Here is a 26,748-nt window from a genome sequence, read left to right as displayed (position 1 = left end):
TCCGCATCGAACTCGTATGCACTGGAGGCCCGATGAAGGCGATCGCCCAGGACCGGTACGGCTCACCTGACGTCTTGGAACTCAGGGAGGTCGACAAGCCGGTCGTCGCCGACGATACGGTACTGGTTCGAGTCCACGCGGCCGCGGTCAACGCCCGCGACTGGCACCTCATGCGGGGCGACCCGTACCTGGCGCGCCTGGTGCTCGGGTTGAGCGGCCCAAGGACGAAGATCCGGGGCACGGACTTCGCGGGTCGGGTGGAAGCGGTGGGCAGGAACGTGAAGCGGTTCCGTCCCGGTGACGAGGTATTCGGCGAGGTCGACGGAGCATTTGCCGAGTACGTGTGTGTCCAGGACAACGTGGTGGAGCCGAAACCAGCCGGCCTGTCGTTCCAGCAGGCGGCCGCGGTGCCGCTGGCGGGGAACACCGCGCTGATGGGCTTGCGCGACCTGGGACGGGTACAGCCGGGACAGCAGGTACTGGTTAATGGTGCGTCAGGCGGTGTAGGCACCTTCGCCGTACAGATCGCCAAGGCGTTCGGCGCGGAAGTGACCGGCGTGTGCAGTACGAGAAACATGGAACTGATCCGGTCGCTGGGCGCGGATCATCTCATCGACTACACCCGGGAAGACTTCACCCGGAACGGACGGCGGTACGACGTCGTGTTCGACCTGGTGGGAAACCATTCGTTGACCGAATGCCGACGCGCGCTGACACCCACGGGGAGGCTCGTTCTCTCGGGTGGGGGCGTATCCGAAGGCGGGAGTGTTGTCGGGCCGATGGGTCTTATCCTCAAGGGGCAAGTGATGTCACACTTTGTCCGCCATCGGCTGCTCATCCTCACGGCGACGCCGAGCAAGGAGAACTTGGCAGCGCTGAGAGAACTCGCCGAGTCTGGGAAACTCACCCCGGTCATCGACCGGACCTACCCGTTGAGTGAAGTGCCCGAGGCCATTCGGTACCTCGAAGTGGAGCACGCGCGCTCGAAGGTCGTCATCACCGTGTGACGGACCGCTGAGGCCCAGCATGCACCTGCGGCCGCCCCCTCTTTCTCACTCCTCCCGACACGTGGACCAGTCAGCAGACAGCCATGCCGGCCAGGGGCAGCTCTGACGGCCTTTACCGACTGTGACGCACCACAGCACCCAAGTCTCCCGATTGCTGACGCTGAGACGGCGCGACAGGTACGCATCGAGCGCGCATTTCTGCATCTCCGCAGCGTGGATGGGTTACCGGTTGAGGGTGACCGAGTTGTAGGGCGTCAGGTTGAAGCTCCCGATTTCCTGCATCCCGAGCGCCACATGGCAGCCAACGCCGTTGTAGCCCGGGCACAGGCTCACGCTGGCGCCGCCGTACTGGTTGTTGAAGACGTAGTGGTCGCCCTACTGGTTGCTCAGGTTGTGGGCGCCGTAGCTCCGGTACACGTTGGTCGGGTGGGGGTCGAGGTACGGGTTGCGGTCCTGGCCCCAGATGCAGACGGCCCCGTACGGGCAACCATTCCAGTCGCCTTCAGCGGGCTTCGCCTGCGCCGCGCCGCACATCGCCACGACGGCGGTCGCCGCGGTCGCCAACGCGGTGATGCCGCGCAAGATTTTGCGCATGTCATTCCCCCTATGCCTGAACCGGTCGATGGAAAGGACATGGCTATCGGCTGCGCGCCATCGCTCCGACCATCGTTTCGACGGTGCCCGAGAGGAGTTTGGGCCGGCACTACCGCAGGAGGAAGGACGCGAAGTCGCAGGCCCTGCAACGCGGCGACCAGTTCAGTTGAGACGCTGGGTCACTGAAAGTCTCAGCGGATCCGGCCCAGGAAGTCTGGATGTCCGGTGTCGTGTCAGTTGATCTGGTCCAGTCAACCCGATCGACGCGGGCCAGCGGGGCTCGTAGCCCCTCCCCCGCTCACGGCCTTCGCCGACACCCGCGACCTGATCCCCCCCTGACAGCCGCCGCCTTGCGGAACGGGCCGACGTGTCCCGCCTCGCCGTCGACCCACGAGGCCGACGGCCGGCCCGCACGTCCATCCGCTACTGCCGACCCCCGAGGGACGCGCCGCCCGCCCCGACCCCGGGCCGCCCGTACTTTCCCTGCCGGCCCTCACGCCGCCGCGTCGTACGCGGCCCGCAACCGGACGCCGCCGCCGGTCCGGGGCCTTGGGGCGCGCTCCGCGAACACGGCCAGACGCAACACGAGATAGCGACCGATCCCGACGAGCGCGGTGGCCGACAGGTACACCGTCTGCTGCAGGACGAGTCCGGCACCGGGACGGAGCACGGCCAGCGAGCCGACCGCCGCGGACGTGACCAGCCAGCCGAGGGCCATCGTGGCCGCGCTCTTCAGGTGGCCGACCAGACCGGGCCGTCCGTGGCCGAACGAGACGCGGGCGTGCAACTCGGTGGCGACCACGGTGGAGGCCACGGTGGTCAGCGCGTTCGCCGCCATCCACGGGATCCACTGCGACAGCAGGACCAGGGCCGCCGAGGCAGCCAGGGTGACCCCGCTGCCCAGCCCGGCGAAGCGCCCGAAGGCCGCCGCGTGCCGACGGATCAGTCGCAGGCCGTTCATGGTGATCCCCTCCCGGTCTGCTGCCCCTGGGCGGGGTCGTCGTCGTCATGGCGCAGAGCGTGGCCGACCCCTCATTCAGCGCGGTTTCAGAGCGATCTCAGGGGTGTCGGCGGTGCTGAAACCGGTGCGGCGACACGCCGTCGCCCGCCTCGACCGTGATCAGCTGCCCAACGGGCTGGAGTTGGGGAGCGCCCCGAGCCGACCGTGCCGGCCGGCTGGACCACCGTCACCGTCGAGGCCACCGCCCCGCTCTGCCCGCCGGGAGGGCCGCAGAGCCGAGACCCTCCACACCGAACTGGCCCCCCTCGGCATCCACGTGACGCTCGTGGAACCGGGCTTCTTCCGCACCGACTTCCTCGACCCCGCCAGCCTGCACACCGGCCCCGCCACGATCGACGACTACGCACCCACCGCCGGCGCGATGCGTGCAGCCGCCGCGAGCCTGAACCACGCCCAGCCCGGCGACCCGGTCAAGGCCGCGGACGCCATAGTCGAGATGGCCGCCGCTCCTGAGCCGCCCCTACGCCTCCCCCTCGGAGCCGACACCCTGCAAGCCTTCGACGCCAAACTGGACACCTTCCGCAAGGAGATGGACGCCTGGCGGCACGTCGCCCTCGCCACCGATCACGACTAGGACAACACCCCGGAATCCGCCGTCTTCGCCACCACGGTCCAAAGCCACTCAGGCCACTCAGAACCCTCAGCCGCGCTTCGATCACCCATGACCGGAAGGACGTTCCCGTGACCGCACAGCAGCCGTCCCCACAGCAGCCGTCCGCCGCAACACGCCATGACCGGCAAGGCGACCTGCACCGGAAGATCGACGAAGCGCTCGACCGCCTCCACCCGGGGCATACGACGCTCGCCACCGACGACCTTCATGGCGTGGACGAGTTCCACATCGGCGGCCATGCGGCGACGCGAGAACTGGCCGAACACCTGGAACTGAGGGCGGGCCTGCGTGTCCTTGACGTGGGAAGCGGCCTGGGCGGCCCGGCCCGCCATCTGGCCCAGCACGCAGGCGCCGATGTCACCGGCGTGGACCTGACCGAGGAGTACGTCGACGTCGCGCGCCGGCTCACCGACCGCGTGGGCCTCGCCGACCGGGTCCGCTTCCAGCAGGGGGACGTGACCGCACTGCCCTTTCCCCAGGCGAGCTTCGACCGGGCCTGGATGCTGCACGTGGGCATGAACGTCGAGGACAAGGCCCGCCTGTTCAACGAGATCAGCCGCGTCCTGACCGACAACGGCCTCTTCATCGTGTGCGACGTCATGCTCCTCGGCGATCCCACCCTCGTCAGCTACCCACTGCCGTGGGCCTCGGAGCCCGAACACAGCTTCCTGGCCCGCCCCCAGGAATACCGCTCGCTGCTGCGCAAGGCCGGGTTCGACATCGTCGCCGAGCACGATCACCGCTCGCAAGCCGTCCAGTCGCTTCGTGACGCGGGCGACGCGCACCACCGGAACAGCACGCCGCACAACCCCGCGGGCGGGGACACGCCTCCTGCCCCGAACAGCGTGGCGATGGGCACCGACGCATCGACCAAGGTCGCCAAGGTGCTCCAGAACATCGAGGAAGGTCTCCTTGCTCCGACGGAGATGATCTGCCGTCTCCGCTGATCTCACGAAGCCCGCACCTGGATCGGTGCTACTGCACCATCTTCCGTTCGCCGTTGAGCCGTCTCCGGCCCAAGGGCGAACGGATCCGCTCAGTGCGCGGGACGGTCCTGGGTCGGCTGCCCCACCAATGAATGCCCACGCCGCAGGTAGCGACAGGGCGCCGTGCGATACCTGGACTGGCAGCTCGATGACCCGGCCGGCCTGGTCGTCGAGGCCGCCCGGCCGATGCGCGACGCAGTCGAGGCGCATCCATCGCTGGTCCAGTCGTACAGGGCGCGGAGCGCCGGTTTGCGGACGCCGGGGAACGCGGCGGGGGCCCGCTCGGTGCCTTCCGAGAGTTTCCCGCCCGGCCGCCCGGCGGGGACGGATGCCAGGCGCAGCCGGCACGTGCCATGCACGGGGTGCGCGGCGCGATCGCCGAGGGTACGGCCGTGCCGGCGGCGTGCGTGTGCGCGGCGGTCATGCGCCGGGAGTCGGCGTCGTCAGGGGGCGAGTACCTCAGGAGCCGTCCGGAGGAGTCTCCGGGGAGACATCCCGGAAAGGTCGTGTGGTGCGAGTGGCGTGGCCTCCGTACGTGAAGGTCTTGTCGACCCGTCCCCGATCAACTCCCCCTGGGGGCTAGGTTGTTTGCTCTTGAATAGCGCGGCTTTCCGGGGAGAAGCTTTATGTTCGGTGATGCTTTGGGCCAGGACGCCGCCGTGCTGAGATGGCGGGTCAACATCGCCAAGGCGCACCCGGCGCGCGTCTACGACCTGTTTCTCGGGGGCACGGACAACTACCCGGTCGACCGGGCCGCGGCCGCAGCGGCACTCGCCGCCAACCCGCGGGGTTACCTCGACATCCGGCACAACCGGGACTTCTTGCGCCGGGCGGTGACCACGCTGACGGCGCAGGACGGCGTCCGGCAGTTCCTGGACATCGGCACGGGGCTGCCGACGCAGGAGAACGTCCATCAGATCGCCCAGCGGATCAGCCCGGACTCGCGGGTCGTGTACGTCGACAACGACCCGGTGATCCTGGCCCAGGTGTACGCCCTGCTCACCAACGGCTCCGAGGGCCGTACGGACTACATCGACGCGGACCTCAAGCAGCCTGCTCGGATCCTCGAACAGGCTGCCAAGACCCTGGACTTCGACCAGCCGGTCGCGCTCGTGCTCGCGGCCGTCCTGCACTTCGTCGAGGACGAGGAGGCCTACCGGGCCGTGCGTGAGCTGGTGGACGCGTTGCCGTCGGGCAGCCGGCTCGTCCTCAGCCATCTCACCGAGGACGTCAACCCCGAGGCCATCGGCGCGGTGCGACGGACGTACACCGAGCGTGGTTTCACCTTCGTGCTGCGCTCGAAGCGGGACGTCGAGCGGTTCTTCACGGAGGCCGGGCTCGTACTGGAGGAGCCTGGTGTCGTCCCGGTCCACCGCTGGCGCCCCGACGGCGCGGCCCCTTCCCCCGAACAGGCCGACCCCGCCCACCTCGCGACCCTCGACGCCATCGAGATGATCCGCTTCCACGACATCAACGACGCCACGGAAGCGGACATCAACATCTACGCGGCGATGGGTCGCAAGGCCTGATCAAGGTTGGGTCAGGCCTCGACCAGGGATCGGTCAGAGGCGCTCGGGCGTCCCGATGCCCAGCAGGGCCGCGCCCTGGTGCAAGGTGCCGGCCAACTCGCGCTCGGCCGAGGCCAGTTCCAGCTCCGGGTGGGCGGGGAAAAGGGAAACGCGAAATTCGGCGTGGGCCTGGACGGGTGACGGTGTACCGGGCAATGAATCAGATTCCGGTACCCCACCATTGCCGTCTATTCGGTGCAGTCAGTATTCCGCTGCGCCTCCGGAAGAATCATCAGCCGTCATACCAGCCGTACTGAGTGATGGTGCCGTGACCGCTGCAGCTGCCCCCGAAGTCCCAGAAACCGGGCCCCTGCAGCGGGCCGTGGATGTCCGTGCCATCACTGCAGTGCGTCCATGCCCCGCTGCGGCCGTAATCGACGGTGACCGTTGCACGCCAGGAAACCCCGTTGAAGGAGTACGTGTTGAAGCCGTGGTTCGGGACATGCCTCGGACTTACTTTGCCCGACTGCCAGACGACGTGGTGCGTCACGTCCGCTGTTGTCGAGTGGGGCGTCGCCGCCTCGGCCGCACCACCCATGGCGACGGTGCCGGCGATGGTCGCGGCTCCAAAGAACAGGCTGATCGCTTTTCTGTGCACGGGTCAGTTCCCCCTATCGCAAGTTTGGTCATGTGCACGCTATTGAGATTTCCTGAGGCAAGTCAACTGCACCAACGAGTTGAAATAAGCCAAAGGAGGCGAAGAGAAATGGAACTTGTTTCCTCATTTCGTCCAGACTTCATTTACGCTGGTGGGCAAGGTGTTCCCATGGACAAGGTTCGTGAGAACAGAACCTGGTGGCTTCGTCAGCGGTTCGTAACGACGTGAGTTCCCGCCGAGACCGCCCTGCACTCGGGTGCGGCGGTCATGGTCACAGCCAGCCGCGGCAAGCCGCGAGGAGGCCGGCCCGGACGCTGGGCAGGATGTCGTCGCTCGGGTGGCCCGGCCGGGCCACCGCCGTACGGTCATAGACCACCCGGTGCGCCACGCCCGCGCCCTGCCGCTGGATCCGTCCCTACTTCGCGGCGCGCCTCGGCGGTCGGCCGCGGTAGCGCAGCGATGACGTCGGTGCGGTCGCTGAGCAGTTCGACCAGCATGTCGGGGTGGCTGATCCGGGATGCCTCGCGGTAAGCGTCCATCAACTGGTGCACCAGCAACCGGGCCTCGCCCCGTTGCTCTTCCCGTCGGCGGATGAGGGCGGTGGCCGCGACACCGGGTGCCACCGCGGTGAACCGGGGCGGCCGCCCGGTCGCTCGCGTCGCCAGGCCGTTGTTGACCAGCCGGTCGCTGCCGGGTGTTCCGGCGTCGACGATGATCGGCTTCCTGCCCAGCAGCAGATGGGCATTGACGGCGTGCCGACCGGACACGGGAACGGCAACGCCCTCCGTGCCCAGGCCGCCCGACGCGGTCAGTTGAAGAACGGGTCGTCCACGACGTGGACCCAGCCGCCGCCCGGCTGGCGTCGGAGGATCTCGGTGGTGGTGGTGACCACCGGCTCCGGTCCGGCCCCGGTGAGGGTGGCGGTGTTCGACACCAGGGCGACGTCGTCGACCTGTCGGATGTCGCGCATTTCGAGCTTGAGGCGGGCGCCGCTGTCGACCATCTGCTGCATGGCCTGGCGGATGGCGTCCGTGCCCACCAGGTGGGTTCCGGGGGTGGGGACGAAGTGGGCGTTCGGCTCGTAGAGCGACACCAGTCCCTCGACGTCACCGGCCTCCAGGTACTCCATGTACAAGCTCCCCAACTGCTGGGGTGTCTCGGCGCGGCGCCGGGCGGTGACGCCGACCGGCTTGTCGCCCCAGCCGGCCGCGTCGATCAGGTCGTACCAGGTGGGATAGGCGCCGTAGGGCAGGTGGCGACGCAGCAGGTCGCCGATGAAGGTCGTCGGGGACGCCTTGTGGGGCTTGGCCACGGCCTGGGTGATGATGAGGTCGCTGAACCCGTGGGCCAGGTCCTGACGCGGCAGCAGGGCGTGCACTTCGTCGGCGAGGCCGGCCGGAAGGCTCTCACGCTGGATTCCGAGGATGTCGGTGGCGATACCCAAGTGGGCCAACGCCACCTCCGTGCCCTTCCGCGAGGCGATGCCTTCCGTGGTGTGCAGAGCGATGGCGTCCCAGGCGACGGCGATACGCTCTTCCTCGACACCGCGCTCGCGGAGGAACGCCGCGGCGAGGTCGGCGCCGTCGACCTCGAAACGCTGGTCGCCGTTGCTGCCCTCCTCGCTCAGTCCCAGGTCGTGCAGGACACAGCTGACGAACAGCAGTTCGTCGTCGTAGTCGGTACCGGCGCGCAGGCCCTGGTTCTGGGCATGGGCGCGGGCGAACACGTAGCTGCGGACGCAGTGATCGTGGATGAAGGCAGGCGTGGCCTGTGCCGCAAAGGCGAATGTGTCCCGGGTGAGGCTCGTGTCGGGGAGGTCGAGCTGCTCGAAGACGGACAGCTGTGCGTCGGTGGTCATGATGTGTCTCCTTCTTTTGGGCCCCGGTCCGGGGCAGATCGGCACGGTGGCCGGGCGGCACGCTCACGCGTGCCGGGTATGGGGTGCGGCTGCACGGCACGTGGCGTGACAGCCGGTCGCCGCACGGGGGGATGTGCGGCTGGAGTGCTGTGCTTACAGCTGGGCGACGAACGCGGCGATGTGCGCGGCCACTTGGTCGGGCACTTCAAGGGGCGAGAGGTGGCCGGTGTCCTTCAGGACGGTCAGCGTGGCGGTCGGGATCAGCGGCAGCAGGTGGTCGGCGAGCACGGTCGGCGGGTCGACCTTGTCGTGGCTGCCGGCGAGAACCAGCACCGGTACCTCGATGGCCGAGACGCCGGCCGACACGTCCTGGACCAGGCCCTGGCGCGGCCACTCGAGACGGGCCTTGTCGCCGCCGCGCAGACTGTCCTCGACCACCTGTCGGCGCAGCTCGGGAGTCAGCCCGCCGCGGGTCAGCATCAGGTCGATGCTCTGTAGAACGGCCTCCTCGTTGTCGTAGGCGTGGGAAACCGTCTCCTGCACCTGCTCGCTCACCCCGATCGGCGCGGGTGGCGCGGGCGCCACGAGGACGACTCCCCTCAGACCGGCGGGCTTGCGTGCGGCCAGCAGCTGAGCCACCTTGCCGCCCATGGAATGCCCGACCAGCACGTAGCCGGAGTGCCCGAGGGCGTCGACGACGCGCTGCGCGTCGTCCGCGAGCTGCTCCAGGTCATAGGGTCCCGGCACGCTCGTGGAGTCGCCCCATCCACGCTGGTCGTAGGCCACGAAGCCCTGCCCGGGATCCAGACGCTGCAGCACCGGGATCCAGGTGCGCCGTGAGCCTCCCCAGTAGTGCAGGAAGACAAGCGCCGGGCCGTCACCCTCGCGGACGTGGGCGTACACCTGACCGCCCCGCACGTCGAAGAAGCGGCCCACCACATTCTGCGCGGTCATGATCAGTTCTCCTCGTCCACGACCGGGGCTCTGGGACCGCTCCACCGATGTGTGGAGTCGGCTGCCCCGCGCTCGCTCTTAGATCCTGCTCCGGAACCTCCCTTCCAGGCCACGGCTCATCTGCCACCATCCGCATCTTTTGGGACAGGACTGCGGGTGGGCCCTTACTTTCCGGTCGCACGATCAGCGGCTTGATCAGGGGATTTTCCCGGGGAACATCCCTGAGTCAGGGCATGGCGGCTCCCTGGCCTCCCTGCGGCATGGGTATCAGACGTAATATTGCGGCCATGAACAAGCATCGGGTCATGGTCCTGGCGGTGGACGGCGTGCTGCCCATGGATCTGGGGATCCCCACGCAGATCTTCAACGCCCGTTCGAACACCCCCTACGAGCTCACCGTGTGCGGCGACACCGAGGAGGCCGTGACCACGAGTTCCGGATTCACCCTCGGGCTGACCGCGGGTCTGGAGGCGCTCGCCGAAGCGGACACGATCATCGTCCCGGGCTTCGAGGACTTCCGGCGCCCTCCGCTCCCACGGGTGAGGGCCGCGCTCAAGCTCGCCGGCCGCGCCGGAATCCGCATCGCCTCCATCTGCACCGGCGCCTTCGCCGTCGCCTCGGCCGGGCTGCTCGACGGCCGCACCGTCACCACCCACTGGGCCAAGGCGGACGACCTCGAAGAGCTCTACCCCCGGCTGCGCGTCGACCGCAACGTCCTCTACATCGACAACGACACCATCCTGACCTCCGCGGGGTTCACGGCCGGCATCGACCTGTGTCTGCACATGGTCCGCAAAGACCTCGGCGCGGCCGTCGCGAACGACATCGCCAGGGACATCGTCGCCGCCCCACACCGCGACGGCGGACAGGCCCAATACATCAACAGGACCCTCCCCACCCCCCAGGCCACCACGCTCGCCGACACCCGCGAACGGGCCCTGCTCCACCTCGAAGACGACCTCACCATCCCCCATCTCGCCGACCATGCCGGCGTCTCCCCACGCACCCTGACCCGCCTATGGCGCCAGGAAACCGGCGTCAGCCCCCACCAATGGCTCCTGACCGCCCGCATCAACCGCGCGCGAGAACTCCTGGAGACCACCGACCTCCAGGTGGAACAGATCGCCACCCGGTGCGGCCTCGGCAGCGGCGCCAACATGCGCGCCCGATTCCGTGACGCCCTCGGTGTCACGCCCACGGCCTATCGCCGCACCTTCCAGCACCAGGCCGCCTGACAGCGAAGGCCAGACAGCGCGATCACACAGTCCGTCGACCCAGGCGCGCGGCCTGCTCGCCAGGCGTGCTGTTGCGCCGTCACGCCTCGGATTGCTGTGCCGTGGGGCGGATGATGGCGACGTCGCTGTGGGCTTCCAGGGCTGCACGCAGGAATGCGTTCTCCGTGGTGAGGCGACGGATGTGGTCTTCGTGGATGTGCAGGTGGCGGGTGAGGGCGGAGACGGTGGCCTGCGGTCCGTCCTCGGCTTCGCGCAGCAGGGTGTCGGCCTTGGCTTCGACGGCTTGCGCGGTCAGGCTGTGCCGTCTGATGTGGAGCCCTCGGAGGCATTCGCCGGAAGAGTCTTGCTGAGGAAGGTGCCGATCTCCTCGCGGCGGTCGGCCAGGCGGTTCACGTACGAGTGGCGGGAGGATGTCGGCGCGTGTCGACCCCGAGGGTGTGTCAGACGAGCGGCGTTCCGTCCTCGGACAGGCTGGGAGCAGGTCGTGGTCGTGGGGCAGGACGACGGCCACCGACACCGGGTCGAACGCCGCGTCGGCTTCGGGCCGCCCCCGGGGTACCCGACCCGTCCGCCCAGCCTCAGCTCGATGTCGGGCGGTCCACCGGGCTCCACCGTGAACTCCGCTCACTGCAGCACCACTTGGCCGCGGTATTCGGCGTCCCCGACGGGAGACTGGTACAGGGGATCGTCCTGATCGCCTGGTCGGGTGCCATGGCCGGGCAGGGTGCGTCCCCCGGTGACGCCGGGACCGTTCACACAGCTGCTGCCACCAGCCCCGTCACTGTAAAAGGCGCCGGTCGAGTTGCCGACACCGAGATGTTGCCGACACCGAGATGAGGGGGCGCGACCGGCGGTTCACCGGGGCCGGGGCCGCGGCTGTGTCAGTCGGGAGACCTCGCCGGCAGCCATGGTTCGTGCCATCGCGGATATCCGGCGACGAGCTTGCTCGCGCCCGCCGGTCCCCAGGTCCCCTGCCGGTAGCGCTCGGGGTCGCCGGGCGCCTCCAGCAGTGGCTGGACGATTCGCCACGTCTCCTCCACCGAGTCCTCCCGGGTGAACAGGCTCGCGTTGCCTTGCATCGCGTCACTGAGCAGGCGCTCGTACGGTTCGGGTGCCTCACCCAGCGCGGCCGCGAAGAGGAGGTCAAGGTCCACCAGTTGCGTGTCCTGCTTGCCCGGCTGCTTGGCCTGGATGCGGAAGTCCATGCCAGGGTTCGGATCGATCCGCAGGATCCACTGGTCGGGCTCGGGCGCGAACCGCGCCGCGAACGCAAGCCGCGGCGGGCGCTTGAACACGATCCGGATCTCGGTCACTCGCTCGGGAAGCGACTTGCCGGCGCGGATGAAGAACGGCACCCCGGACCAGCGCCAGTTCTCGACCTCCAGCCGCAACCCGACGAAGGTCTCGGTGCGCGAGCGCGGCCGCACGCCGGGGACCTGCAGGTACCCCTCGTACTGCCCGCGGACGTAGTGGGCCGGGTCGGCGTCGGGGATCGCCCGGAACACATCGACCCGGCGGTCTCGCAGCGCGTCCGCATCGGCGGCTGATGGCGGCTCGGACGCCACCAGGGCGAGCAACTGCAGCAGATGGTTCTGCACGACGTCGCGCAGGGCGCCGACCGGGTCGTAGAAGTGGCCGCGGTCCTCGACCCCGAAGTCCTCGGCCATGGTGATCTGCACGCAGGAAACGTGGTCGCGGTTCCACACCGGCTCGAACACGGAGTTGGCGAACCGAAGGAACAGGATGTCCATCGCCGGCTCTTTGCCGAGGAAGTGGTCGATCCTCAGCAGCTGATCCTCGTCGAGGAGCTGACGCAACTCGGCGTTGAGGGCGCGCGCCGACGCGAGGTCATGCCCGAATGGTTTCTCCACGACCACCCGGGCGCCCTTGGTCAGCCCAGCGCCTGCCAGGCCCCCGACCACCCGGGCAAACAGCGACGGCGGGATCTCCAGGTAGAAGACGGGGCGCCGACTGCCGTTGATCGCCCGGGCGAGGCGATGGAACGTCTCCTCGTCGGTGTAATCGCCCTGCACATAGCTGAGTCGGGCGGCGAACCGGGCAAAGACGGTGTCGTCGAGCGGCTCGCCCGTTGCCTTGATCGCCGCGCGGGCGTGGTCACGCAGCGCGTCGTCGGACCAGCCGTCGCGTGCCACTCCGACGATCGGGCAGGTCAGCAGCTTGCGTCGCTCAAGCCGATAGAGCGAGCGAAACGTCATCTTTCGCGCCAGGTCGCCAGTGATCCCGAAAATGACCAGCACGTCTGCGGGAACGTTCGACGAGTTCAAAGCCATCTGATCCCCCTCACGGGGCCGGTACGGCAACAGGGTCGGGCGTCATGGTCATGCTGGCGACTGGGGGCCTGCGCGATCCGGGCCCTGGCCGGCCGCCGCGTCCGCGAGGACGAGCGACGCCGCCGCCTCGACCCGGCCGGCGGGAATCGACCGGTCTCCCGCGACGAGCCTGGAGAGCGGTTCGCGCTTGTCCGCTCCGGTGATGAGCCAGAGCACTTGCTGGGCGCGGGCGAGCGCAGGATAGGTGAGTGTCATGCGCTGGTGGCCCATGTAGGGCGCCGTCAGGGCCACCAGCCGGTCCGAGACTTCGAGCACCGGGTCCCGTGGCACCAGCGAGGCGGTGTGCCCGTCCGGGCCGAGACCCAGGTGAACGAGGTCGAAACGCTCGGGCAGCGACCGCCCGTAGGCGGCGGCCGCCGCGTCGAGGTCGGCGTCGTTCACGGGCATCGCGATGACCTCGGCCGGGGCCGCACCGAGGCTCTCCCGCAGATGGGTGAGGTTGCGGTCCGGGTCGCCGTCGGGCGCGACCCGCTCGTCGACCTGGAACAGCGCCACGTGCTCCCAGGGGACGTGCTCATGTGCGAGCCGCGCGAACATCGCCCATGGCGTGTGCCCCCCGCTGACGGCGAACGTGAATCGGCCGTGGGCTTGCACGCAGGCCCGGGCCAGCCGCGCCACGAACGCCGCCGCGGTGTCGGCGACCGCGTCGGGGTCGGCGACGACTTGGAGCTCGTGATGCACAGCCCTCAGCCCTTCTTTTCGGCGTGCCCGCCGAACTCCGAGCGCATCGCCGAGAGGATCTTGTCGGTGAACTCCCCGGCCTGCCTGGACTCGAAGCGTTCGTAGAGCGAGGTGGTGATGACCGGTGCCGGGACGCCTTCGTCCACCGCGGCGAGGACGGTCCAGCGGCCTTCCCCGGAGTCGGAGACCCGCCCGGCGAAGCCGTCGAGGGAGGGCGAGCCGGCGAAGGCGTCGGCGATCAGGTCGACCAGCCACGAGCCGACGACCGAGCCGCGCCGCCAGACCTCGGCCACCTCGCCGACGTCGATGTCGTACTGGTAGGCCCACGCATCGCGCAGGGGCGTCGTCTCCGCGTCGACCTCTTGCCGGCCTTTGCCGGCGTCCGCGCTCTTGATGATGCTGAGGCCCTCGGCGATCGCGGCCATCATCCCGTACTCGACCCCGTTGTGGACCATCTTCACGAAGTGCCCGGCGCCGTTCGGCCCGCAGTGCAGGTACCCGAGCGGGGCGGTGCCGTCGGTCCGGGTCCGGCTCGGCGTCGGCTCGGCACAGCCCTCACCGGGAGCGATCGTCTTGAAGATCGGGTCCAGATGGGCCACGACCTCGTCCTCGCCGCCGATCATCAGGCAGTAGCCGCGCTCCAGGCCCCAGACCCCACCGCTGGTCCCGCAGTCGACGTAGTGCAGCGACTTGTCGGCAAGACGCTTGGCGCGTGTGATGTCGTCGCGGTAGTAGGAGTTGCCGCCGTCGATCAGGATGTCGCCGGGCTCCAGCAACGGCTCGAGCTGGTCGAGGATGGAGTCGACGATCGCGGCCGGAAGCATGAGCCATACGACCCGTGGCTTGTCCAGTTTCGCGACGAAGTCCCGGGGTGAGTCCGCGCCCGTCGCGCCCTCGCCGGCCAGTTCGGCGACGGCGGCCGCGTTGACGTCGGACACGACGCAACGGTGGCCGTCTCGCATCAGCCGACGCACCAGGTTCGCCCCCATCCGGCCGAGACCGATCATCCCGACCTGCATGGGCTTGTCTGTCGCCATGTGGCGCCTCCTAGTCCTTGAGCGTGCGGTAGTGCCGGATCAGCGCGTTCGTGGACGAGCCGTGGACGAGTTCAGGGTCGATCGCGCTCTCGAGCTCCGGGCTGATCGCGACAGCAAGCACCTTGCCGAGCTCGACGCCCCACTGGTCGAAAGAGTCGATCCCTCAGATCGTCCCCCGGGTGAACACGCTGTGCTCGTCGAGCGCGACCAGCGTGCCGAGCCGGTACGGGGTGAGCAGGCCGAGTCCTTCGTCCTCGTGCCGGCCCGGAGCAGCCGCCGCATGCGCGCGCCGGCATTCTCCAGCCGCTGGAAGCGCCGCGAGCCCATCACTTCGCGGTACGCCCGGTACACGTCGAGGCCGACGGCGACAGCGGCGTCGTGGCCGGCCTGCACCTGGCGCTCGACGCCACGCAGGCGGGCGTCGGCCGCGACCCGGTAGCGGTCTGCCGAGAACAGCAGCATCACCTTGATGAAGAGGAACAGCAGCGTCACCTTGATGAAGAGGTTGCGCCGTTCGGCGATGTAGAGGTTGCGCCGGTCGGCCCTGGCGTGCAGCGCCTTGGCGGCCGCCACCGTTCGCTGCGTGTCGTGGGCGTGCAGCGTCCCCGGATGGCCGGAGTCGGCTGCCTGGAGGGCGTCCATCCACAGAGTGCGGATCGTGTCGACGGAAAGTGTTTCCAGGTCTTTTTCGCTCAACGCGAGCCTCCCTGAAGGTGCTGCCCCTGCGCTCATATCGAGGGCGGCAGACTAGGGTTGAGCTTTCCCGGCCGGGGCGAAGAGCGCCGCGCCGACAATTCCCGCATCGTTCAACAGCTGCGCCGGTACGATCTCGGTCCTGAGCTCGATGTGCGGCAGGAACTTGTCGGCCTTTTTGCTGACGCCGCCGCCGATGACAATCAGGTCGGGCCACAGCAGCCGCTGGACGAGCTCGAGATATGTCTCCAGACGGTGCGCCCATTTCTTCCAGGACAGGTCGTCGTGCTCGCGCACCGACTCCGCGGCCCAGTCCTCGGCATCCTCGTGGTGCAGCGGCAGGTGCCCCAGCTCGCTGTTGGGCACCAGGTATCCGTCGGAGAAGACGGCGCTGCCGATACCGGTGCCGAGCGTCACCATCACGACGACGCCCTTGCGTCCCTTGCCGGCGCCGAAGCGCATCTCGGCGATCCCGGCCGCGTCGGCGTCGTTCACTACCGTCACGTCGCGGCCGGTCGCTCGCGCGAAGAGCTGGGCCGCGTCCGTCTCCATCCAGGCCGGGTCGATATTGGCCGTCGTCTGGACCTTGCCGCCCCGGATGACTGCCGGGAGCGTCAGCCCGACCGGTCCTGGGACGCCGATCTGGGAGAGCACCTGCACGACCACGTCCGCGACTGCCCCCGGGGTCGCCGGATGCGGGGTCGGGATCCGGACCCGCTCACCGATGAGGCTGCCGAGCTCGAGGTCGACCGGCGCTCCCTTGATTCCGGTTCCGCCGATGTCGATCCCCAGCACGTGGGCCGTCTGGTCCAGACTTGCCTGCGCCACTGCCCGCTCCCCTCAGGGGTCGGCCCAAAATGTGTTGTGTGAATTTTGGACGTCAGGCCCCGTAAGAGCTTTGCCATGTAATCCCTAACGCTCGCACATGTCCCTTATATTCGCCACATCACTCTTACAGGGTTACATCGAAGCCCAAGGGGTAAATCCAAGCATTGCGCGCCCTCAAGGGCATTGGCCTTCCCCTCTGTTCGAGAGGAACGCGACTGCGAATCATGCCGGCCGCGACGGTATCCTCCGGCAACTTTCGGAAATCAAGCCGACTGGGAACCCGTCCCACAGGTCCCCCGCATCCATGAGCCGCTGCCTCTTCCCACCCGGACCGGCCGCGACCAGAGCTTACGGAGGCGTGATGCCAACCCGCCCGATCCGACTGCTTCTTGCCGATGTCGACGGCACTTTGGTCACGAGCGACAAGGTCCTCACCGACCGCGCCGTCCGTGCGGTCCACAAGCTCTACGACGCCGGCGTCCTCTTCGCGGTGACCAGCGGGAGACCACCCCGCGGCATGTCCATGATCATCGAGCCCTTGGCGCTGACCACTGAACTCGCCGCCTTCAACGGTGGCCTCATCGTCAACCCGGATATGACCGTTGTCGAACAGCAGGTCATTCCCGCGGACGTGGTGGCCCCGGTCGTCGCACTGATGGAGTCGTTCGGCCTCAGCGTCTGGATCTACCGGGGTGCCGACTGGTACGTCCGCGACTTGAAGGGGCCGCACGTGGATCGCGAGAGCTGGACGGTGCAGTTCGCGCCCACGCTCGTTCCCGGCTTCGACGGGCTCGAGGAGGGCACCGCCAAGGTCGTCGGGGTCAGCGATGACCACCAGGTCGTCGAGGCGGCCGCGGTCGCAGCTCGCGCGCAGTTCGGCGAGCATGTCTCGGCCGCCCGCTCGCAGCCCTACTACCTCGATGTGACCCAGCCGCAGGCCAACAAGGGCGGTGTCGTCAAGTACTGGTCCGCCAAGCTCCAGATTTCCCCCGAACAGATCGCCACGATCGGCGACATGCCCAACGACGTACTGATGTTCGCCCACTCGGGACTGTCCATCGCGATGGGCAACGCCAGCCACGAGGTCCAGCGCGCGGCGAGGCAGGTGACAACGAGCAACGAGGAGGAGGGCTTCGCGAACGCGGTCGAGCAGTTCATCCTATGACCCGCGTCACCGCACTGCCCGGACCTGGCCGCCCTCAGCCTGAGACCTGGCCCAAGGAGGAGGACCGTGAGCGTCGACCATGAGAAGCAACGTGCCGCCGAGGCCGCCGCCGAGCTGGTAGAGGACGGCATGACCGTCGGCCTCGGCACCGGCTCGACCGTCGCCTACCTCCTGCCTGCGCTGGCCCGCCGCGGTTTGTCACTGCGGTGTGTCGCGACATCGCCGCAGACCGAGGAGGCGGCCCTGATGCTCGATCTGCGGGTGGAACCGTTCGGCAGCATCGACCGCTTCGACATCGCGATCGACGGTGCGGACCAGATCGCGCCGGACGGCTGGCTCGTCAAGGGCGGCGGCGCCGCGCACACCAGGGAGAAGATTGTCGCGGCGGCCGCCGACCGCTTCGTCGTGATCGCCGACTCGAGCAAACGAGTGACCGCGCTGCGCCCGCCGGTCCCGCTCGAGCTGCTCGAGTTCGGGCTGGCCGCGACCATGCGCCTGCTCCACCCGGTCTCCCTGCGCGACGCGCCACGCAGCCCCGACGGCGGCGTCATCGCGGACTACCTCGGTGCCGTCGACGACCTCGCGGGCCTGGCGGCGCTGCTCGGCGCCACCCCCGGCGTCGTCGAGCACGGCCTGTTCCCTCCGACGCTGGTCGCCGACGTATTCGTCGCCCGCGGCAACTCGGTCGAGCACCACAATCATGCCAAGTCCCGTGCCTGAGAGGATATTTGGTGTGGGGGTGGGCGTGCGCTGTGCCGGATGAACGAGGAGGCCACGGGTGCCCTTCGGCGGTGGGCTGCAGTGGCTGAGGGCCCGTGATCCGGGCCTGCGGGCGGTGCGTCGTTCGGCGCGGGTGGCGCCGGTGGCGCCGGTGGCCTGCACGGGGTTCCACGCGGCGCGCTACGGCCTGGGAAGCCATGTCGCGGCGGTCTACGCGCTGTTCGGCGATCGTCGTCTTACCCGAGTCGCCCACCACGAGACGCGCTCCTCCCTCTGGGGCCCTCCTACCCAGGGGGCACCCACCACGTCTCACGGATGCCCGCTCCACAAGCATGACCGCAGGACAACCAACGCCCGATGAAGTTCCACCACGCGACGATCCCTCCATCGAATACGACCCCGCCAGGGCTGCAGCCACCGCCCCCTCCGACCCCCTCACGACATCTGGCAGCCAGCCAGAATTTCGGGGATGCTCGGTTCAGCGGGCCGCAGCAGACTTCTCCACCACCGGGCCTGCATGGAATGGGGAACACGCCCGAGCCTGGGATCGAGACACGAAGTGCTTACTACACTCGCGCCGGAGCCCTCCGCGCCTCCGATGAACACTCCGTCGGACAGTGTCTCCACAGTCCACCCCGAGGGCGGGCTTCGCACGCCAGCCGGCCGGCCGCAGACGTTTCCGTTCGCATCCGCACAGATGATCACCGCATCCCCAGCGCCGACCCTTCCCGGAGCAGGCTTCTCGGGTCGATCCGTACGCATGCCAGCCATGTCTGACACCTGTCACCAAAGTCAGCAACAGGTCAGCATCAGCACCGCCGGAACCCGATTCCGACCAGCACGAACCGCCAAGATCATTTACTGGCCCAATGTGGTCTGACCTGCAGAAATAGAGGTCAGGGGCTCACCTGTCAGTCTCACCAGGAGGTACCCATGAAGATGCTCATCAACGTGGCGGAGACGGTGGTCGCGGACGCGCTGCGGGGTATGGCGGCCGCGCATCCCGAGCTGACGGTGGATGTGGACAACCGGGTGATCGTACGGCGGGACGTCCCGGTGCCCGGCAGGGTGGGACTCGTCTCCGGCGGCGGGTCGGGGCACGAACCGTTGCACGGTGGTTTCGTGGGCCCCGGGATGCTGTCGGCGGCCTGTCCGGGCGAGGTCTTCACGTCACCGGTGCCGGACCAGATGCTGCGCGCGGCGGCGGCCGTGAACAGCGGCGCGGGCGTGCTGTTCATCGTGAAGAACTACACGGGGGACGTGCTCAACTTCGACATGGCGGCCGAGCTCGCCGAGGACGAGGGAATCCGAGTGGCGAAGGTCCTCGTCAACGACGACGTCGCCGTCACCGACAGTCTGTACACCGCCGGACGGCGCGGCACCGGCGCGACCCTGTTTGTGGAGAAGATCGCGGGCGCCGCGGCCGAGGAGGCCGCACCGCTGGATCGGGTGCAGGCGCTGGCCCGGCAGGTCAACGAGAACTCCCGCAGCTTCGGTGTCGCACTGAGCGCCTGCACCACGCCGGCCAAGGGAAGCCCCACCTTCGACCTCCCGCCGGGGGAGCTGGAGCTCGGCGTCGGCATCCACGGCGAGCCGGGCCGGGAGCGGCGCGCGATGATGACCTCGCACGAGATCGCCGACTTCTCGGTCAACGCGATCCTGGAGGACCTGAACCCGCGCAATCCCGTCCTGCTGCTGGTCAACGGCATGGGCGCGACGCCGCTCCTGGAGCTGTACGGGTTCCACGCGGAGGTGAACCGGGTGCTCACCGAGCGCGGGGTGCCCGTGGCCCGCACGCTGGTCGGGAACTACGTCACCTCGCTGGACATGGCGGGCGCCTCGGTGACGCTGTGCCAGGTGGACGAGGAACTGCTGCGGCTGTGGGACGCGCCGGTGAAGACGCCCGCGTTGCGCTGGGGCGTGTGAAACCCGGCGGCATCGGCATGATGTCGCCCTCCCGCCCGGTCAACGTACGTACCACGCAAGGAGATTCTGTGCTCGACGCCGAGTTCTTCCGCCGTTGGATGACGGCGACCGCCGCGTCCGTGGACCGCGAGGCGGAGCGGCTCACCGCTCTGGACTCGCCGATCGGCGACGCCGACCACGGCAGTAATCTGCAGCGCGGCTTCACCGCCGTGGTGACCTCGCTGGAGAAGGAGGCGCCGGACACCCCCGGCGCCGTTCTCACCCTCGCCGGACGCCGGCTGATCTCCACGGTCGGCGGCGCGTCGGGGCCCTTGTACGGCACCCTGCTCCGCAGTACGGGCAAGGCCCTCGGGGACGCCGCGGAGGTCACCGAGGAACAGTTCACGGACGCGTTGCGCGCGGGCGTGGACGCGGTGATGGCGCTGGGCGGAGCCGCGCCCGGCGACAAGACCATGATCGACGCGCTGGTGCCCGCGGTGGACGCGCTCGCCGAGTCCTTCGCCGCGGCGAAGACGGCCGCCGAGGAGGGCGCCGTCGCGACGACACCGCTCCAGGCCCGCAAGGGCCGGGCCAGCTATCTGGGCGAGCGCAGCATCGGGCACCAGGATCCGGGTGCCACGTCCTCGTCCCTGCTGATCGCCGCGCTCGTGGAGGCCCGCGATGAGTGAATCCCCGGGCAGCACGCACCAGTTCGTCGGCATCGTGCTGGTCTCCCACAGCGCCGCCGTCGCCGCCTCGGTCGCCGAGCTGGCGACGGGACTCGCGGGCGGCGACACGACCGCTCCCGTCGCCGCGGCCGGCGGCACGGTGGACGGCGGTCTCGGCACCAGCGCCGAGCTGATCTCCGCGGCGGCCGCCGCGGTGGACCGCGGCGCGGGGGTCGCCTTGCTCACCGACCTGGGCAGCGCGGTCCTCACCGTGAAGGCCCTGCTGGCGGAGGGGGACGAGCTCCCCGACAACAGCCGCCTGGTGGACGCGCCCTTCGTCGAGGGCGCGGTGGCCGCGGTCGTCACGGCCTCGACGGGAGCCGACCTCGCGGCGGTCGAGGCGGCGGCCGCGGAGGCGTACACCTACCGGAAGGCGTGAGGGCAGGGGCTGGAGCGTGAGAGTGCGCGGGGCCGGAAGGTGTGATCGCCCGGGCCGGGAGGCCTGAGCTCGAGGCCGGACAGTGTGATCGCCCGGGCCGGGAGGCCTGAGCGCGGGGTCGGAAGGTCTGAGCGCTGGGGCACGAGGCCTCGGGGGCCGGGCGTCGACCGCGGTCGGCCGGCGTCCGGCCCGGCCCTCAGGCGAGCCCTTCCGCGACGATGGCGAGGGCCGAGCGTACGGTCGACACCAGTTCGGCCTCCGCCACCACGGGGTCGGGCTGCTCCTCGTCCGTGCGCCACGCGTAGTGCTCGACCGCCGTGCGCAGGGCGCTGTTGAGCATGGCGGCCTGGATCTCCGAGCGCAGGTCGACGGCGGGCAGGCCGGCCCGGTCGGCGAGGGCGCGGGCGAAGGCCGGCTCGGCCTCGTCGTGCGCCTGGAGCCAGACGGCGCGCAGGCCCGGCTCGGTCCGGGTCAGTCTCATCAGCGCACGGATCTTGGGGAGGTGCGGTCGGGGCATCGAGGGGTCACCGGTCGTGGCCGCCCGTTCCAGGGCGTCCTCGAGCGGCCGGCCGGGGCGCCATTCCCGCAGCGAGGCGGCTATCGCGTCGATCCCGGCCGCGAACAGCGGGCTCACGCAGCTTTCCTTGCTCGGAAAGTAACGCCACACGGTCCGCGCGGAGACCCCGACGGCCTGCCCGATCTGCTCCCCGGTGGTCGCGGCCACCCCTTGGGTGACGAACAGTTCCACCGCGGCGCGGGCGATCTCCAGCCGGATCTCGGCCTTGCGCCGCTCGGTCAGCGGCGGCCGACCCGTACGGCCATGTCCCCGGCCCCGGCCGGGGGGTTCGGTGATCGCGCCGTCCGGCACTGGCGACTCCCTCGACTCGACGACGGGCGACTACCGCCCTGGGCTGCCGCGATTCTAACGATCTCGAAAACAGCCCCGGACTTTATGTCATTGAGAGACATTAAGTCGTACTGTGTGGCGCGACGACCTCGTCGCACCACGCACGCACTTCTGGGAGCACGTCATGAGCACCACTGGACTGGCCGGCCGCAGCGTCATCGTCACCGGAGCGGGCTCCGGAATCGGGCGGGCCACCGCCCTGGCCTTCGCCGCGGAGGGCGCCCGGGTCCTGGTGGCCGACCTCAACGTCGAGGGCGCCGAGAAGGTCGTCGAGGAGATAGCGGCGGCCGGTGGCACCGCCGTGGCCGTGACGGGCGACCTGAGCGAGCAGGCCGTGGTCGACCGGGTGACCGCGACCGCCGTGGAGCAGTTCGGCGGGGTGGACGTACTCGTCAACAACGCCGGGATCATGGACCGCATGTCGGCAGCCGGTGAGGTCGGCGACGCGGAGTGGGAGCGGGTCATCCGGGTCAACCTCACCGCTCCCTTCCTGCTCACCCGGGCGGTGCTCCCGCACATGCTGGAGGCGGGCAAGGGCGCCATCGTGAACACCGCCTCCGAGGCGAGCCTGCGCGGCAGCGCCGCGGGCGCCGCGTACACCGCCTCGAAGCACGGCATCGCGGGCCTCACCAAGTCCCTCGCCGTGACGTACCGCGACAAGGGCATCCGGGCCAACGCCATCGCCCCCGGCGGCACGAAGACCGCCATCACCGTGGACGCCGACCGCGACGCCCTCGGCCCGCAGATCCTCGCCTCGTACATGGGCAATGTGGGCACCGCGGCCGAGGCCGAGGAGCAGGCCGCCGCCATCCTGTTCCTCGCCTCCGACGCGGCGAGCAACATCAACGGCGCGATCCTGCCCGTCGACAACGGCTGGTCGGCGGTCTGACGTCCTCGAGCGCCGCTGACGCCCTCGAGCGCCTGAAGGAACCGACACCGCGGCCGCTCAGCCGCCGCGCACGAACTCCCGGGCCAGTCGCTCACCCGCCGTCACGGCTGCCGCGTGATCCTCGATGGGCGACACCCGAGAGTTCTTGAAAGCGATGTAGGTGACCCCCGAACTCGTCCCGCCGCGGTGCGGGTCGGGGCGGATGCCGAGCGCCTTGGCGGTGGCGTACGAGGCCTCGCCGATGATTTCGTGCGGTCCGGTGTCGCCGACCACCGCGTACTGGACCCGGTCCTGGTAGATCACCGCGACCACCGAGCCCCCTCGGATGCCGTGGACGCGGTGGTCCCAGATGCCACTGGGCGTGGGCACCACGACGTACGGGAGGGTCTCGGCGCTCAGGTACCGCCCGTCGGACTGCTGATACGAGGTGGCCCCGGAGAAGAGCGGGTCGGTCCGCCCGTTGCACAGGAGACCGGGGCGGCCGTCGCAGTCGATGTCCATGTCCGCCTTCCAGAACACCGCGCCCCGCGTGCCGCAGACGCGAATCTCGGCGCGGCTGCCCGCGTCGGAGCGATAGCGCCCCTTCGACACGGGCACGCAGTCACGGACCTTGGCGAGCAGATCGGCGGCGCGCACATTCCCCTCCCGCGCCGCCACGGGCGCACTCGGACGGGCGGCCGGAAACGGGGCGGGAGCGAGCAGGGCCACGCCGGCCGCGGCCAGGGTCAGCGACTGAACACGCACGATAAAAGACCCTCTCCTGGGGGACATTGACGGTCATTTAGCAAAACTTGGCGCGTTTCTGACGATGCGTCCACTGGGAAGGGGCCGGACGGTGCACGGCGGGCCCGACGGCGGCACGGCGGATTCCGCGGGCACACGGCGGATTCGGCGGGTGCATTGCGGCCGAGAGCCCGAGCCGTGGTGGACCCGGGCTTCTCGACCGCCCTCGCCGGCGCGGCATCAGCGACGACAGCGGTCCGCACCGTGGGCGCGAACTCCCCTGTCGAGAGGGTGAGTTCACACCGCGTCAGGCATCAGCATACGTAGCCCGAGGACGGCCCGACGAACGGCCACCGCCCCCTTGATGTGGCCGCGTCAGCCGTGTCTTATAGGTACAGACCAATCCCGTCGAGGGAAGGCAGGCCGGTGCGACGCGTTTCCCTAGGATTGATCTGCGGCTCGCTGCTCGTCCTCACCGCGTGCGGAGGAGGTGCGGGCGCCGACGCCGGGGGCGAGCGGCTGCCCCCGGCCCCGATGGGGGTCACCGCGACGGCGGGCAGCGCGACCAGCGTGCACGTCATGTGGAACCGCGTCTCCGGGGACGTGAAGGTCACCGGCTACGAGGTGTACCGCGGCACCACACGGGTCGAGCGGGTCCCCGGCGAGGAACACATGGTGGACGTCACCCGACTGGCCCCGTCCACGAAGTACGTCTTCACGGTCCGCGCCGTGAACGCCGACGGGAACCCCGGACCCCCCAGCGAGCCGGTGCGCGCCACCACACCGGTCGCGGCCGCCGCCGACCGCACGCCCCCGACCCGCCCCGGGCTCCCGCGCGGCAGGGCCGTCGGGAGCCGGGCGGCCCAACTGGAGTGGTCGGCGTCGACGGACGCCCGGGGCGTGGTCTCGTACGACGTCTACCAGGGCGGCTCGAAGATCCACAGCGTGGGCGGTGGACAGACGGCGACCGTCGTCACCGGGCTGAGACCCGGCACCGCGTACGCCTTCACCGTGCGAGCCCGCGACGCGGCGGACAACCTCTCCCCCGCGAGCGCCGCCGTCCGGCTCACCACCGCGCCGGGCGCGGACGACGGCCGCGGCACCGCGCCGACCGGGTTCCGCGCGACTTCCCACCGCACGGACGGGGCGTACTACCTCGACCTGTCCTGGCTGCCGCCGCGGACGGACGGGGTGATCACGGAGTATCGGATCGACCTGGACGGCCGACAGGCGACCTCCCTCGTCTGGGGCGGCACACCGCCCAGCGGCAGGGCCACCTACAGCTTCTACGTGGGACGGGACGCCGGGGTCGCGTACCGGGTGCGGATCAGGGCGAAGCTGCCGGACGGCACCTGGGGCGGGTTCTCGGCGGAGCGGACGGTGACGACGGGCGCCGCCACGGGTGGGAACGCCGGCACCACCCCGAGATAGGCGAACCGTAGGCTCACCCCCGTGCCCCATAGCGAACCCGATGCCTCGACGGCTCCCCTGGACATCTCCCTGCTGCGCACCTTCCTCGCCGTGCACCGCGCGGGATCGTTCACGGCGGCCGCGCGGCTGCTCGGTCTGTCCCAGCCGACGGTGACGACGCAGATGCGGTCACTGGAGGAGCAACTGGGACGGGAGCTGTTCGAACGGCAGCCACGGGGCGTGGTGCCCACGTCGATGGCGGACGAACTCGCCGCGGAGGTCGCCGCGCCCCTGGACGCGCTCGCGGCGGTCGCGGACCGCCGCGGCGCCGGCGCCGACCAGCCGCCGGACCCGGTGCACCTGGCGGGCCCGGCAGAGCTGCTGTGCACACGCGTCCTGCCCGCGCTGGCGCCGCTGACCGCACAGGACGTACGTCTGCGCGTCACTCCCGGCCTCACCGACGAGCTGCTGGACGGGCTGCGCGGCGGCCGCTTCGACCTGGTCATCGCCACGACCAGGCCGCGCGGTCGCACTCTGACCGCCGTGCCGCTGATGGACGAGGAGTTCGTGCTCGTCGCCGCCCCGTCGTGGGCCGAGCGCATCGACCCGGCCCGAGTGGCGGCCGAGGGACCCGCCGCGCTGCACGGGGCACCCCTGGTGACGTACGCCGAGGATCTGCCCATCGCCCGGCGCTACTGGCGGCACGTGTTCGGCGTACGGCTGACCGGCCAGGCGTCCATCACGGTGCCCGACCTGCGGGGCGTACTGGCCGCGGTGGTCGCGGGCGCCGGGATCACCGTGCTCCCCCGGTATCTGTGCCTCGACGCGCTGGCCTCCGGTGCCCTGGTGCCCCTGCTGTCCCCCGAGGAGCCGCCCATCAACACCGGGTACCTCACCCAGCGGCCGGGCGCGTCGGACAACCCGCATGTGGCGGTTGTGCGAGAGCGGCTGCTTCAGGCGGGCCGCACGTGGTGATGACGGACAGCAGATAGCGGCTGACGGATGACAGGTGCCAGATGACAGACGACAGATATCGTCATCCGCCATCCCCCATCCGCCATCCGCCATCCGCCATCCGCCATCCGCCCAGACAGAATCACCAGCGAACCGCGGGGATTCATCCGCCGGACGAACGAATTCGTCACCTGCCCGGTCCCCGTCCACGTGCGCCCCGAGCCGGAGGCGCATTGGCTCTCCCTGAGGCAGCACGGGCCTTTCCAATCCTCGGCGGCGCATGGGATGTACCGCCAACCGTGCCGCTGGAGGGCAGTCCTATGCGTACTTCTCAGATATCTCTCCGCTCCGGCCTGACCGTGGCCGCCGTCGCTGCGCTTCCGCTCACCCTGACCGCTCCGTCGGCCGCCGCCTTCGGTTCGGGGATCTCGGTGAGCACCAGCGGGTCCAGCGTCTCGGTCACCACCAATTCCTGCCCGAGCAACGGCAGCAGTTTCGGCGGCGCCTCGCTGCTCGCCAATGGGCAGGTGAACTTCTCCCAAGGCCGCCAGATGCCGTTGTCCGGAACGAGCGCCACTCAGTCGGCGGTCTGGTCCAACGTCAGCGCCGGCACCTATACCGTCGTCGTGGTCTGCCAGGACGGGACGACGGCCGGTACACAGTCCGTCATCGTCTCGACCAGCGCGGTCCCCAAGGTCACCAAGACCCCCAAGATCTCCTCGACCACCTTGCCCTCCTCGCCCTCCTCGCCGCCGCTCGGCGTGTTGGGCGGTCTCGGCGGGTCCACCAAGGACTACAGGACCGCCACGCTGGTGGGCGGCGGCGCGCTGGTGGGGTCGGGCGTCGTGGCAACCGCCTGGTACCTGCGCCGCCGGGCCAAGCCCCACCGGCTCTGATCCCGGCGCCCGTAGCACCGGCGGCCGTCCGTCCGACTCCGGTCCGTT

At 69.7% G+C, this 26,748-nt stretch carries 29 protein-coding genes; 15 read left to right on the top strand and 14 right to left on the bottom strand.

The window, feature by feature from the left end:
- Window positions 1-32: 32 nt before the first annotated feature.
- Window positions 33-1,007, top strand: a complete 975-nt coding sequence (locus ACZ7M3_RS02910) for an NAD(P)-dependent alcohol dehydrogenase (protein ID WP_472060176.1) — start codon at window positions 33-35, stop codon at window positions 1,005-1,007.
- A gap of 375 nt (window positions 1,008-1,382) precedes the next feature.
- On the opposite strand, the gene ACZ7M3_RS02905 is transcribed toward ACZ7M3_RS02910, so the two are convergent.
- On the bottom strand, window positions 1,383-1,601 hold the full coding sequence (locus ACZ7M3_RS02905) for a hypothetical protein (protein ID WP_472060174.1): 219 nt from the start codon (window positions 1,599-1,601) through the stop codon (window positions 1,383-1,385).
- 493 nt (window positions 1,602-2,094) lie between these two features.
- The gene (locus tag ACZ7M3_RS02900) at window positions 2,095-2,562 is read right to left on the bottom strand and encodes a GtrA domain-containing protein (protein ID WP_472060172.1); all 468 of its coding nucleotides are present in this window, start codon (window positions 2,560-2,562) and stop codon (window positions 2,095-2,097) included.
- Between the two features lie 112 nt (window positions 2,563-2,674).
- Here ACZ7M3_RS02900 and ACZ7M3_RS02895 point away from each other — a divergent pair, with 112 nt between their 5' ends.
- The 3 genes from ACZ7M3_RS02895 (at window position 2,675) to ACZ7M3_RS02885 (ending at window position 5,750) form a co-directional block, all read left to right on the top strand.
- Window positions 2,675-3,196 carry a Rossmann-fold NAD(P)-binding domain-containing protein gene (locus ACZ7M3_RS02895; RefSeq protein ID WP_472060170.1) on the top strand — a complete coding sequence of 174 codons (522 nt, stop codon included), beginning with the start codon at window positions 2,675-2,677 and terminating at the stop codon, window positions 3,194-3,196.
- A 107-nt stretch (window positions 3,197-3,303) separates the two neighbouring features.
- The gene (locus tag ACZ7M3_RS02890; protein WP_472060168.1) at window positions 3,304-4,182 is read left to right on the top strand and encodes an SAM-dependent methyltransferase; all 879 of its coding nucleotides are present in this window, start codon (window positions 3,304-3,306) and stop codon (window positions 4,180-4,182) included.
- Between the two features lie 665 nt (window positions 4,183-4,847).
- The gene (locus ACZ7M3_RS02885) at window positions 4,848-5,750 is read left to right on the top strand and encodes an SAM-dependent methyltransferase (protein WP_472060166.1); all 903 of its coding nucleotides are present in this window, start codon (window positions 4,848-4,850) and stop codon (window positions 5,748-5,750) included.
- Window positions 5,751-5,783: 33 nt separating this feature from the next.
- Here ACZ7M3_RS02885 and ACZ7M3_RS02880 read toward each other — a convergent pair whose 3' ends face one another.
- The 5 genes from ACZ7M3_RS02880 to ACZ7M3_RS02860 form a co-directional block, all read right to left on the bottom strand.
- Complete coding sequence (locus ACZ7M3_RS02880; protein ID WP_472060164.1) at window positions 5,784-5,945, bottom strand: hypothetical protein; 162 nt, start codon at window positions 5,943-5,945, stop codon at window positions 5,784-5,786.
- Window positions 5,946-6,021: 76 nt separating this feature from the next.
- A complete protein-coding gene (locus tag ACZ7M3_RS02875) occupies window positions 6,022-6,387 on the bottom strand; it encodes a hypothetical protein (protein WP_393023081.1) in 366 nt (121 codons plus the stop codon).
- Between the two features lie 365 nt (window positions 6,388-6,752).
- Entirely contained in the window at window positions 6,753-7,154 is a 402-nt protein-coding gene (locus tag ACZ7M3_RS02870) for a hypothetical protein (protein WP_472060162.1), read from the bottom strand.
- 41 nt (window positions 7,155-7,195) lie between these two features.
- Window positions 7,196-8,245, bottom strand: a complete 1,050-nt coding sequence (locus ACZ7M3_RS02865) for a nuclear transport factor 2 family protein (RefSeq protein WP_472060160.1) — start codon at window positions 8,243-8,245, stop codon at window positions 7,196-7,198.
- A gap of 153 nt (window positions 8,246-8,398) precedes the next feature.
- Complete coding sequence (locus ACZ7M3_RS02860; protein ID WP_472060158.1) at window positions 8,399-9,199, bottom strand: alpha/beta fold hydrolase; 801 nt, start codon at window positions 9,197-9,199, stop codon at window positions 8,399-8,401.
- A 287-nt stretch (window positions 9,200-9,486) separates the two neighbouring features.
- Here ACZ7M3_RS02860 and ACZ7M3_RS02855 point away from each other — a divergent pair, with 287 nt between their 5' ends.
- A complete protein-coding gene (locus ACZ7M3_RS02855) occupies window positions 9,487-10,434 on the top strand; it encodes a GlxA family transcriptional regulator (protein ID WP_472060156.1) in 948 nt (315 codons plus the stop codon).
- Window positions 10,435-11,315: 881 nt separating this feature from the next.
- Here the strand turns inward: ACZ7M3_RS02855 and zwf are convergent.
- Genes zwf through ACZ7M3_RS02835 form a run of 4 tightly spaced genes read right to left on the bottom strand, consistent with a single transcriptional unit; the run spans window position 11,316 to window position 14,624 of the window.
- Window positions 11,316-12,725 (bottom strand): glucose-6-phosphate dehydrogenase, encoded by a 1,410-nt coding sequence (gene zwf / locus ACZ7M3_RS02850; protein ID WP_472060154.1) that lies wholly within the window; start codon window positions 12,723-12,725, stop codon window positions 11,316-11,318.
- Window positions 12,726-12,773: 48 nt separating this feature from the next.
- Complete coding sequence (pgl, locus tag ACZ7M3_RS02845; RefSeq protein WP_472060152.1) at window positions 12,774-13,466, bottom strand: 6-phosphogluconolactonase; 693 nt, start codon at window positions 13,464-13,466, stop codon at window positions 12,774-12,776.
- Between the two features lie 5 nt (window positions 13,467-13,471).
- Window positions 13,472-14,503, bottom strand: coding sequence for a phosphogluconate dehydrogenase (NAD(+)-dependent, decarboxylating) (gene gnd, locus ACZ7M3_RS02840; protein ID WP_472060150.1), 1,032 nt, complete (start codon window positions 14,501-14,503; stop codon window positions 13,472-13,474).
- A gap of 10 nt (window positions 14,504-14,513) precedes the next feature.
- A complete protein-coding gene (locus ACZ7M3_RS02835) occupies window positions 14,514-14,624 on the bottom strand; it encodes a hypothetical protein (protein ID WP_351300172.1) in 111 nt (36 codons plus the stop codon).
- Between the two features lie 257 nt (window positions 14,625-14,881).
- Here ACZ7M3_RS02835 and ACZ7M3_RS02830 point away from each other — a divergent pair, with 257 nt between their 5' ends.
- Complete coding sequence (locus ACZ7M3_RS02830; RefSeq protein ID WP_472060148.1) at window positions 14,882-15,214, top strand: hypothetical protein; 333 nt, start codon at window positions 14,882-14,884, stop codon at window positions 15,212-15,214.
- Between the two features lie 36 nt (window positions 15,215-15,250).
- On the opposite strand, the gene ppgK is transcribed toward ACZ7M3_RS02830, so the two are convergent.
- Window positions 15,251-16,024 (bottom strand): polyphosphate--glucose phosphotransferase, encoded by a 774-nt coding sequence (gene ppgK / locus ACZ7M3_RS02825; protein WP_472060146.1) that lies wholly within the window; start codon window positions 16,022-16,024, stop codon window positions 15,251-15,253.
- A gap of 361 nt (window positions 16,025-16,385) precedes the next feature.
- On the opposite strand from ppgK, the gene ACZ7M3_RS02820 reads away from it, so the two are divergent.
- From ACZ7M3_RS02820 to ACZ7M3_RS02800, 5 genes are all read left to right on the top strand, one after another.
- On the top strand, window positions 16,386-17,189 hold the full coding sequence (locus tag ACZ7M3_RS02820; protein ID WP_472060144.1) for a Cof-type HAD-IIB family hydrolase: 804 nt from the start codon (window positions 16,386-16,388) through the stop codon (window positions 17,187-17,189).
- Between the two features lie 66 nt (window positions 17,190-17,255).
- Window positions 17,256-17,909 (top strand): ribose 5-phosphate isomerase A, encoded by a 654-nt coding sequence (gene rpiA, locus ACZ7M3_RS02815; protein ID WP_472060142.1) that lies wholly within the window; start codon window positions 17,256-17,258, stop codon window positions 17,907-17,909.
- A gap of 933 nt (window positions 17,910-18,842) precedes the next feature.
- Window positions 18,843-19,835, top strand: a complete 993-nt coding sequence (gene dhaK / locus ACZ7M3_RS02810) for a dihydroxyacetone kinase subunit DhaK (RefSeq protein WP_351300033.1) — start codon at window positions 18,843-18,845, stop codon at window positions 19,833-19,835.
- Between the two features lie 68 nt (window positions 19,836-19,903).
- On the top strand, window positions 19,904-20,503 hold the full coding sequence (gene dhaL, locus ACZ7M3_RS02805) for a dihydroxyacetone kinase subunit DhaL (RefSeq protein ID WP_472060140.1): 600 nt from the start codon (window positions 19,904-19,906) through the stop codon (window positions 20,501-20,503).
- Window positions 20,496-20,921: a PTS-dependent dihydroxyacetone kinase phosphotransferase subunit DhaM gene (locus ACZ7M3_RS02800; protein ID WP_472060138.1), complete on the top strand. Its 426-nt coding sequence runs from the start codon at window positions 20,496-20,498 to the stop codon at window positions 20,919-20,921. The genes dhaL and ACZ7M3_RS02800 overlap by 8 nt, the downstream gene beginning before the upstream one ends.
- Before the next feature lie 196 nt (window positions 20,922-21,117).
- Here ACZ7M3_RS02800 and ACZ7M3_RS02795 read toward each other — a convergent pair whose 3' ends face one another.
- Window positions 21,118-21,789 carry a TetR/AcrR family transcriptional regulator gene (locus ACZ7M3_RS02795; RefSeq protein WP_472060136.1) on the bottom strand — a complete coding sequence of 224 codons (672 nt, stop codon included), beginning with the start codon at window positions 21,787-21,789 and terminating at the stop codon, window positions 21,118-21,120.
- A 163-nt stretch (window positions 21,790-21,952) separates the two neighbouring features.
- On the opposite strand from ACZ7M3_RS02795, the gene ACZ7M3_RS02790 reads away from it, so the two are divergent.
- Complete coding sequence (locus tag ACZ7M3_RS02790) at window positions 21,953-22,717, top strand: SDR family NAD(P)-dependent oxidoreductase (RefSeq protein ID WP_472060134.1); 765 nt, start codon at window positions 21,953-21,955, stop codon at window positions 22,715-22,717.
- Between the two features lie 57 nt (window positions 22,718-22,774).
- On the opposite strand, the gene ACZ7M3_RS02785 is transcribed toward ACZ7M3_RS02790, so the two are convergent.
- Entirely contained in the window at window positions 22,775-23,461 is a 687-nt protein-coding gene (locus tag ACZ7M3_RS02785; protein WP_472060132.1) for a glycoside hydrolase family 75 protein, read from the bottom strand.
- Between the two features lie 405 nt (window positions 23,462-23,866).
- On the opposite strand from ACZ7M3_RS02785, the gene ACZ7M3_RS02780 reads away from it, so the two are divergent.
- The 3 genes from ACZ7M3_RS02780 to ACZ7M3_RS02770 all read left to right on the top strand — a co-directional run bounded on the left by ACZ7M3_RS02780 (window position 23,867) and on the right by ACZ7M3_RS02770 (window position 26,700).
- The gene (locus ACZ7M3_RS02780) at window positions 23,867-24,871 is read left to right on the top strand and encodes a fibronectin type III domain-containing protein (protein WP_472060131.1); all 1,005 of its coding nucleotides are present in this window, start codon (window positions 23,867-23,869) and stop codon (window positions 24,869-24,871) included.
- A 21-nt stretch (window positions 24,872-24,892) separates the two neighbouring features.
- On the top strand, window positions 24,893-25,825 hold the full coding sequence (locus ACZ7M3_RS02775) for a LysR family transcriptional regulator (RefSeq protein ID WP_472060129.1): 933 nt from the start codon (window positions 24,893-24,895) through the stop codon (window positions 25,823-25,825).
- A 299-nt stretch (window positions 25,826-26,124) separates the two neighbouring features.
- Window positions 26,125-26,700, top strand: a complete 576-nt coding sequence (locus ACZ7M3_RS02770) for a hypothetical protein (protein WP_472060127.1) — start codon at window positions 26,125-26,127, stop codon at window positions 26,698-26,700.
- Window positions 26,701-26,748: the final 48 nt, after the last annotated feature.

The sequence above is a fragment of the Streptomyces sp. NPDC111656 genome (assembly GCF_055656965.1).
This window is presented reverse-complemented; position numbering and strand designations above follow the sequence as displayed.

Excerpts from the sequence above, each read along its gene's own strand:
- ACZ7M3_RS02865 (WP_472060160.1), bottom strand. The coding sequence starts at position 8,245 with ATGACCACCGACGCACAGCTGTCCGTCTTCGAGCAGCTCGACCTCCCC.
- ACZ7M3_RS02770 (WP_472060127.1), top strand. The coding sequence starts at position 26,125 with ATGCGTACTTCTCAGATATCTCTCCGCTCCGGCCTGACCGTGGCCGCC.
- ACZ7M3_RS02820 (WP_472060144.1), top strand. The coding sequence starts at position 16,386 with ATGCCAACCCGCCCGATCCGACTGCTTCTTGCCGATGTCGACGGCACT.
- ACZ7M3_RS02910 (WP_472060176.1), top strand. The coding sequence starts at position 33 with ATGAAGGCGATCGCCCAGGACCGGTACGGCTCACCTGACGTCTTGGAA.
- ACZ7M3_RS02855 (WP_472060156.1), top strand. The coding sequence starts at position 9,487 with ATGAACAAGCATCGGGTCATGGTCCTGGCGGTGGACGGCGTGCTGCCC.
- ACZ7M3_RS02800 (WP_472060138.1), top strand. The coding sequence starts at position 20,496 with ATGAGTGAATCCCCGGGCAGCACGCACCAGTTCGTCGGCATCGTGCTG.
- ACZ7M3_RS02900 (WP_472060172.1), bottom strand. The coding sequence starts at position 2,562 with ATGAACGGCCTGCGACTGATCCGTCGGCACGCGGCGGCCTTCGGGCGC.
- ACZ7M3_RS02905 (WP_472060174.1), bottom strand. The coding sequence starts at position 1,601 with ATGCGCAAAATCTTGCGCGGCATCACCGCGTTGGCGACCGCGGCGACC.
- dhaK (WP_351300033.1), top strand. The coding sequence starts at position 18,843 with ATGAAGATGCTCATCAACGTGGCGGAGACGGTGGTCGCGGACGCGCTG.
- gnd (WP_472060150.1), bottom strand. The coding sequence starts at position 14,503 with ATGGCGACAGACAAGCCCATGCAGGTCGGGATGATCGGTCTCGGCCGG.
- zwf (WP_472060154.1), bottom strand. The coding sequence starts at position 12,725 with ATGGCTTTGAACTCGTCGAACGTTCCCGCAGACGTGCTGGTCATTTTC.
- ACZ7M3_RS02790 (WP_472060134.1), top strand. The coding sequence starts at position 21,953 with ATGAGCACCACTGGACTGGCCGGCCGCAGCGTCATCGTCACCGGAGCG.
- ACZ7M3_RS02860 (WP_472060158.1), bottom strand. The coding sequence starts at position 9,199 with ATGACCGCGCAGAATGTGGTGGGCCGCTTCTTCGACGTGCGGGGCGGT.
- ACZ7M3_RS02885 (WP_472060166.1), top strand. The coding sequence starts at position 4,848 with ATGTTCGGTGATGCTTTGGGCCAGGACGCCGCCGTGCTGAGATGGCGG.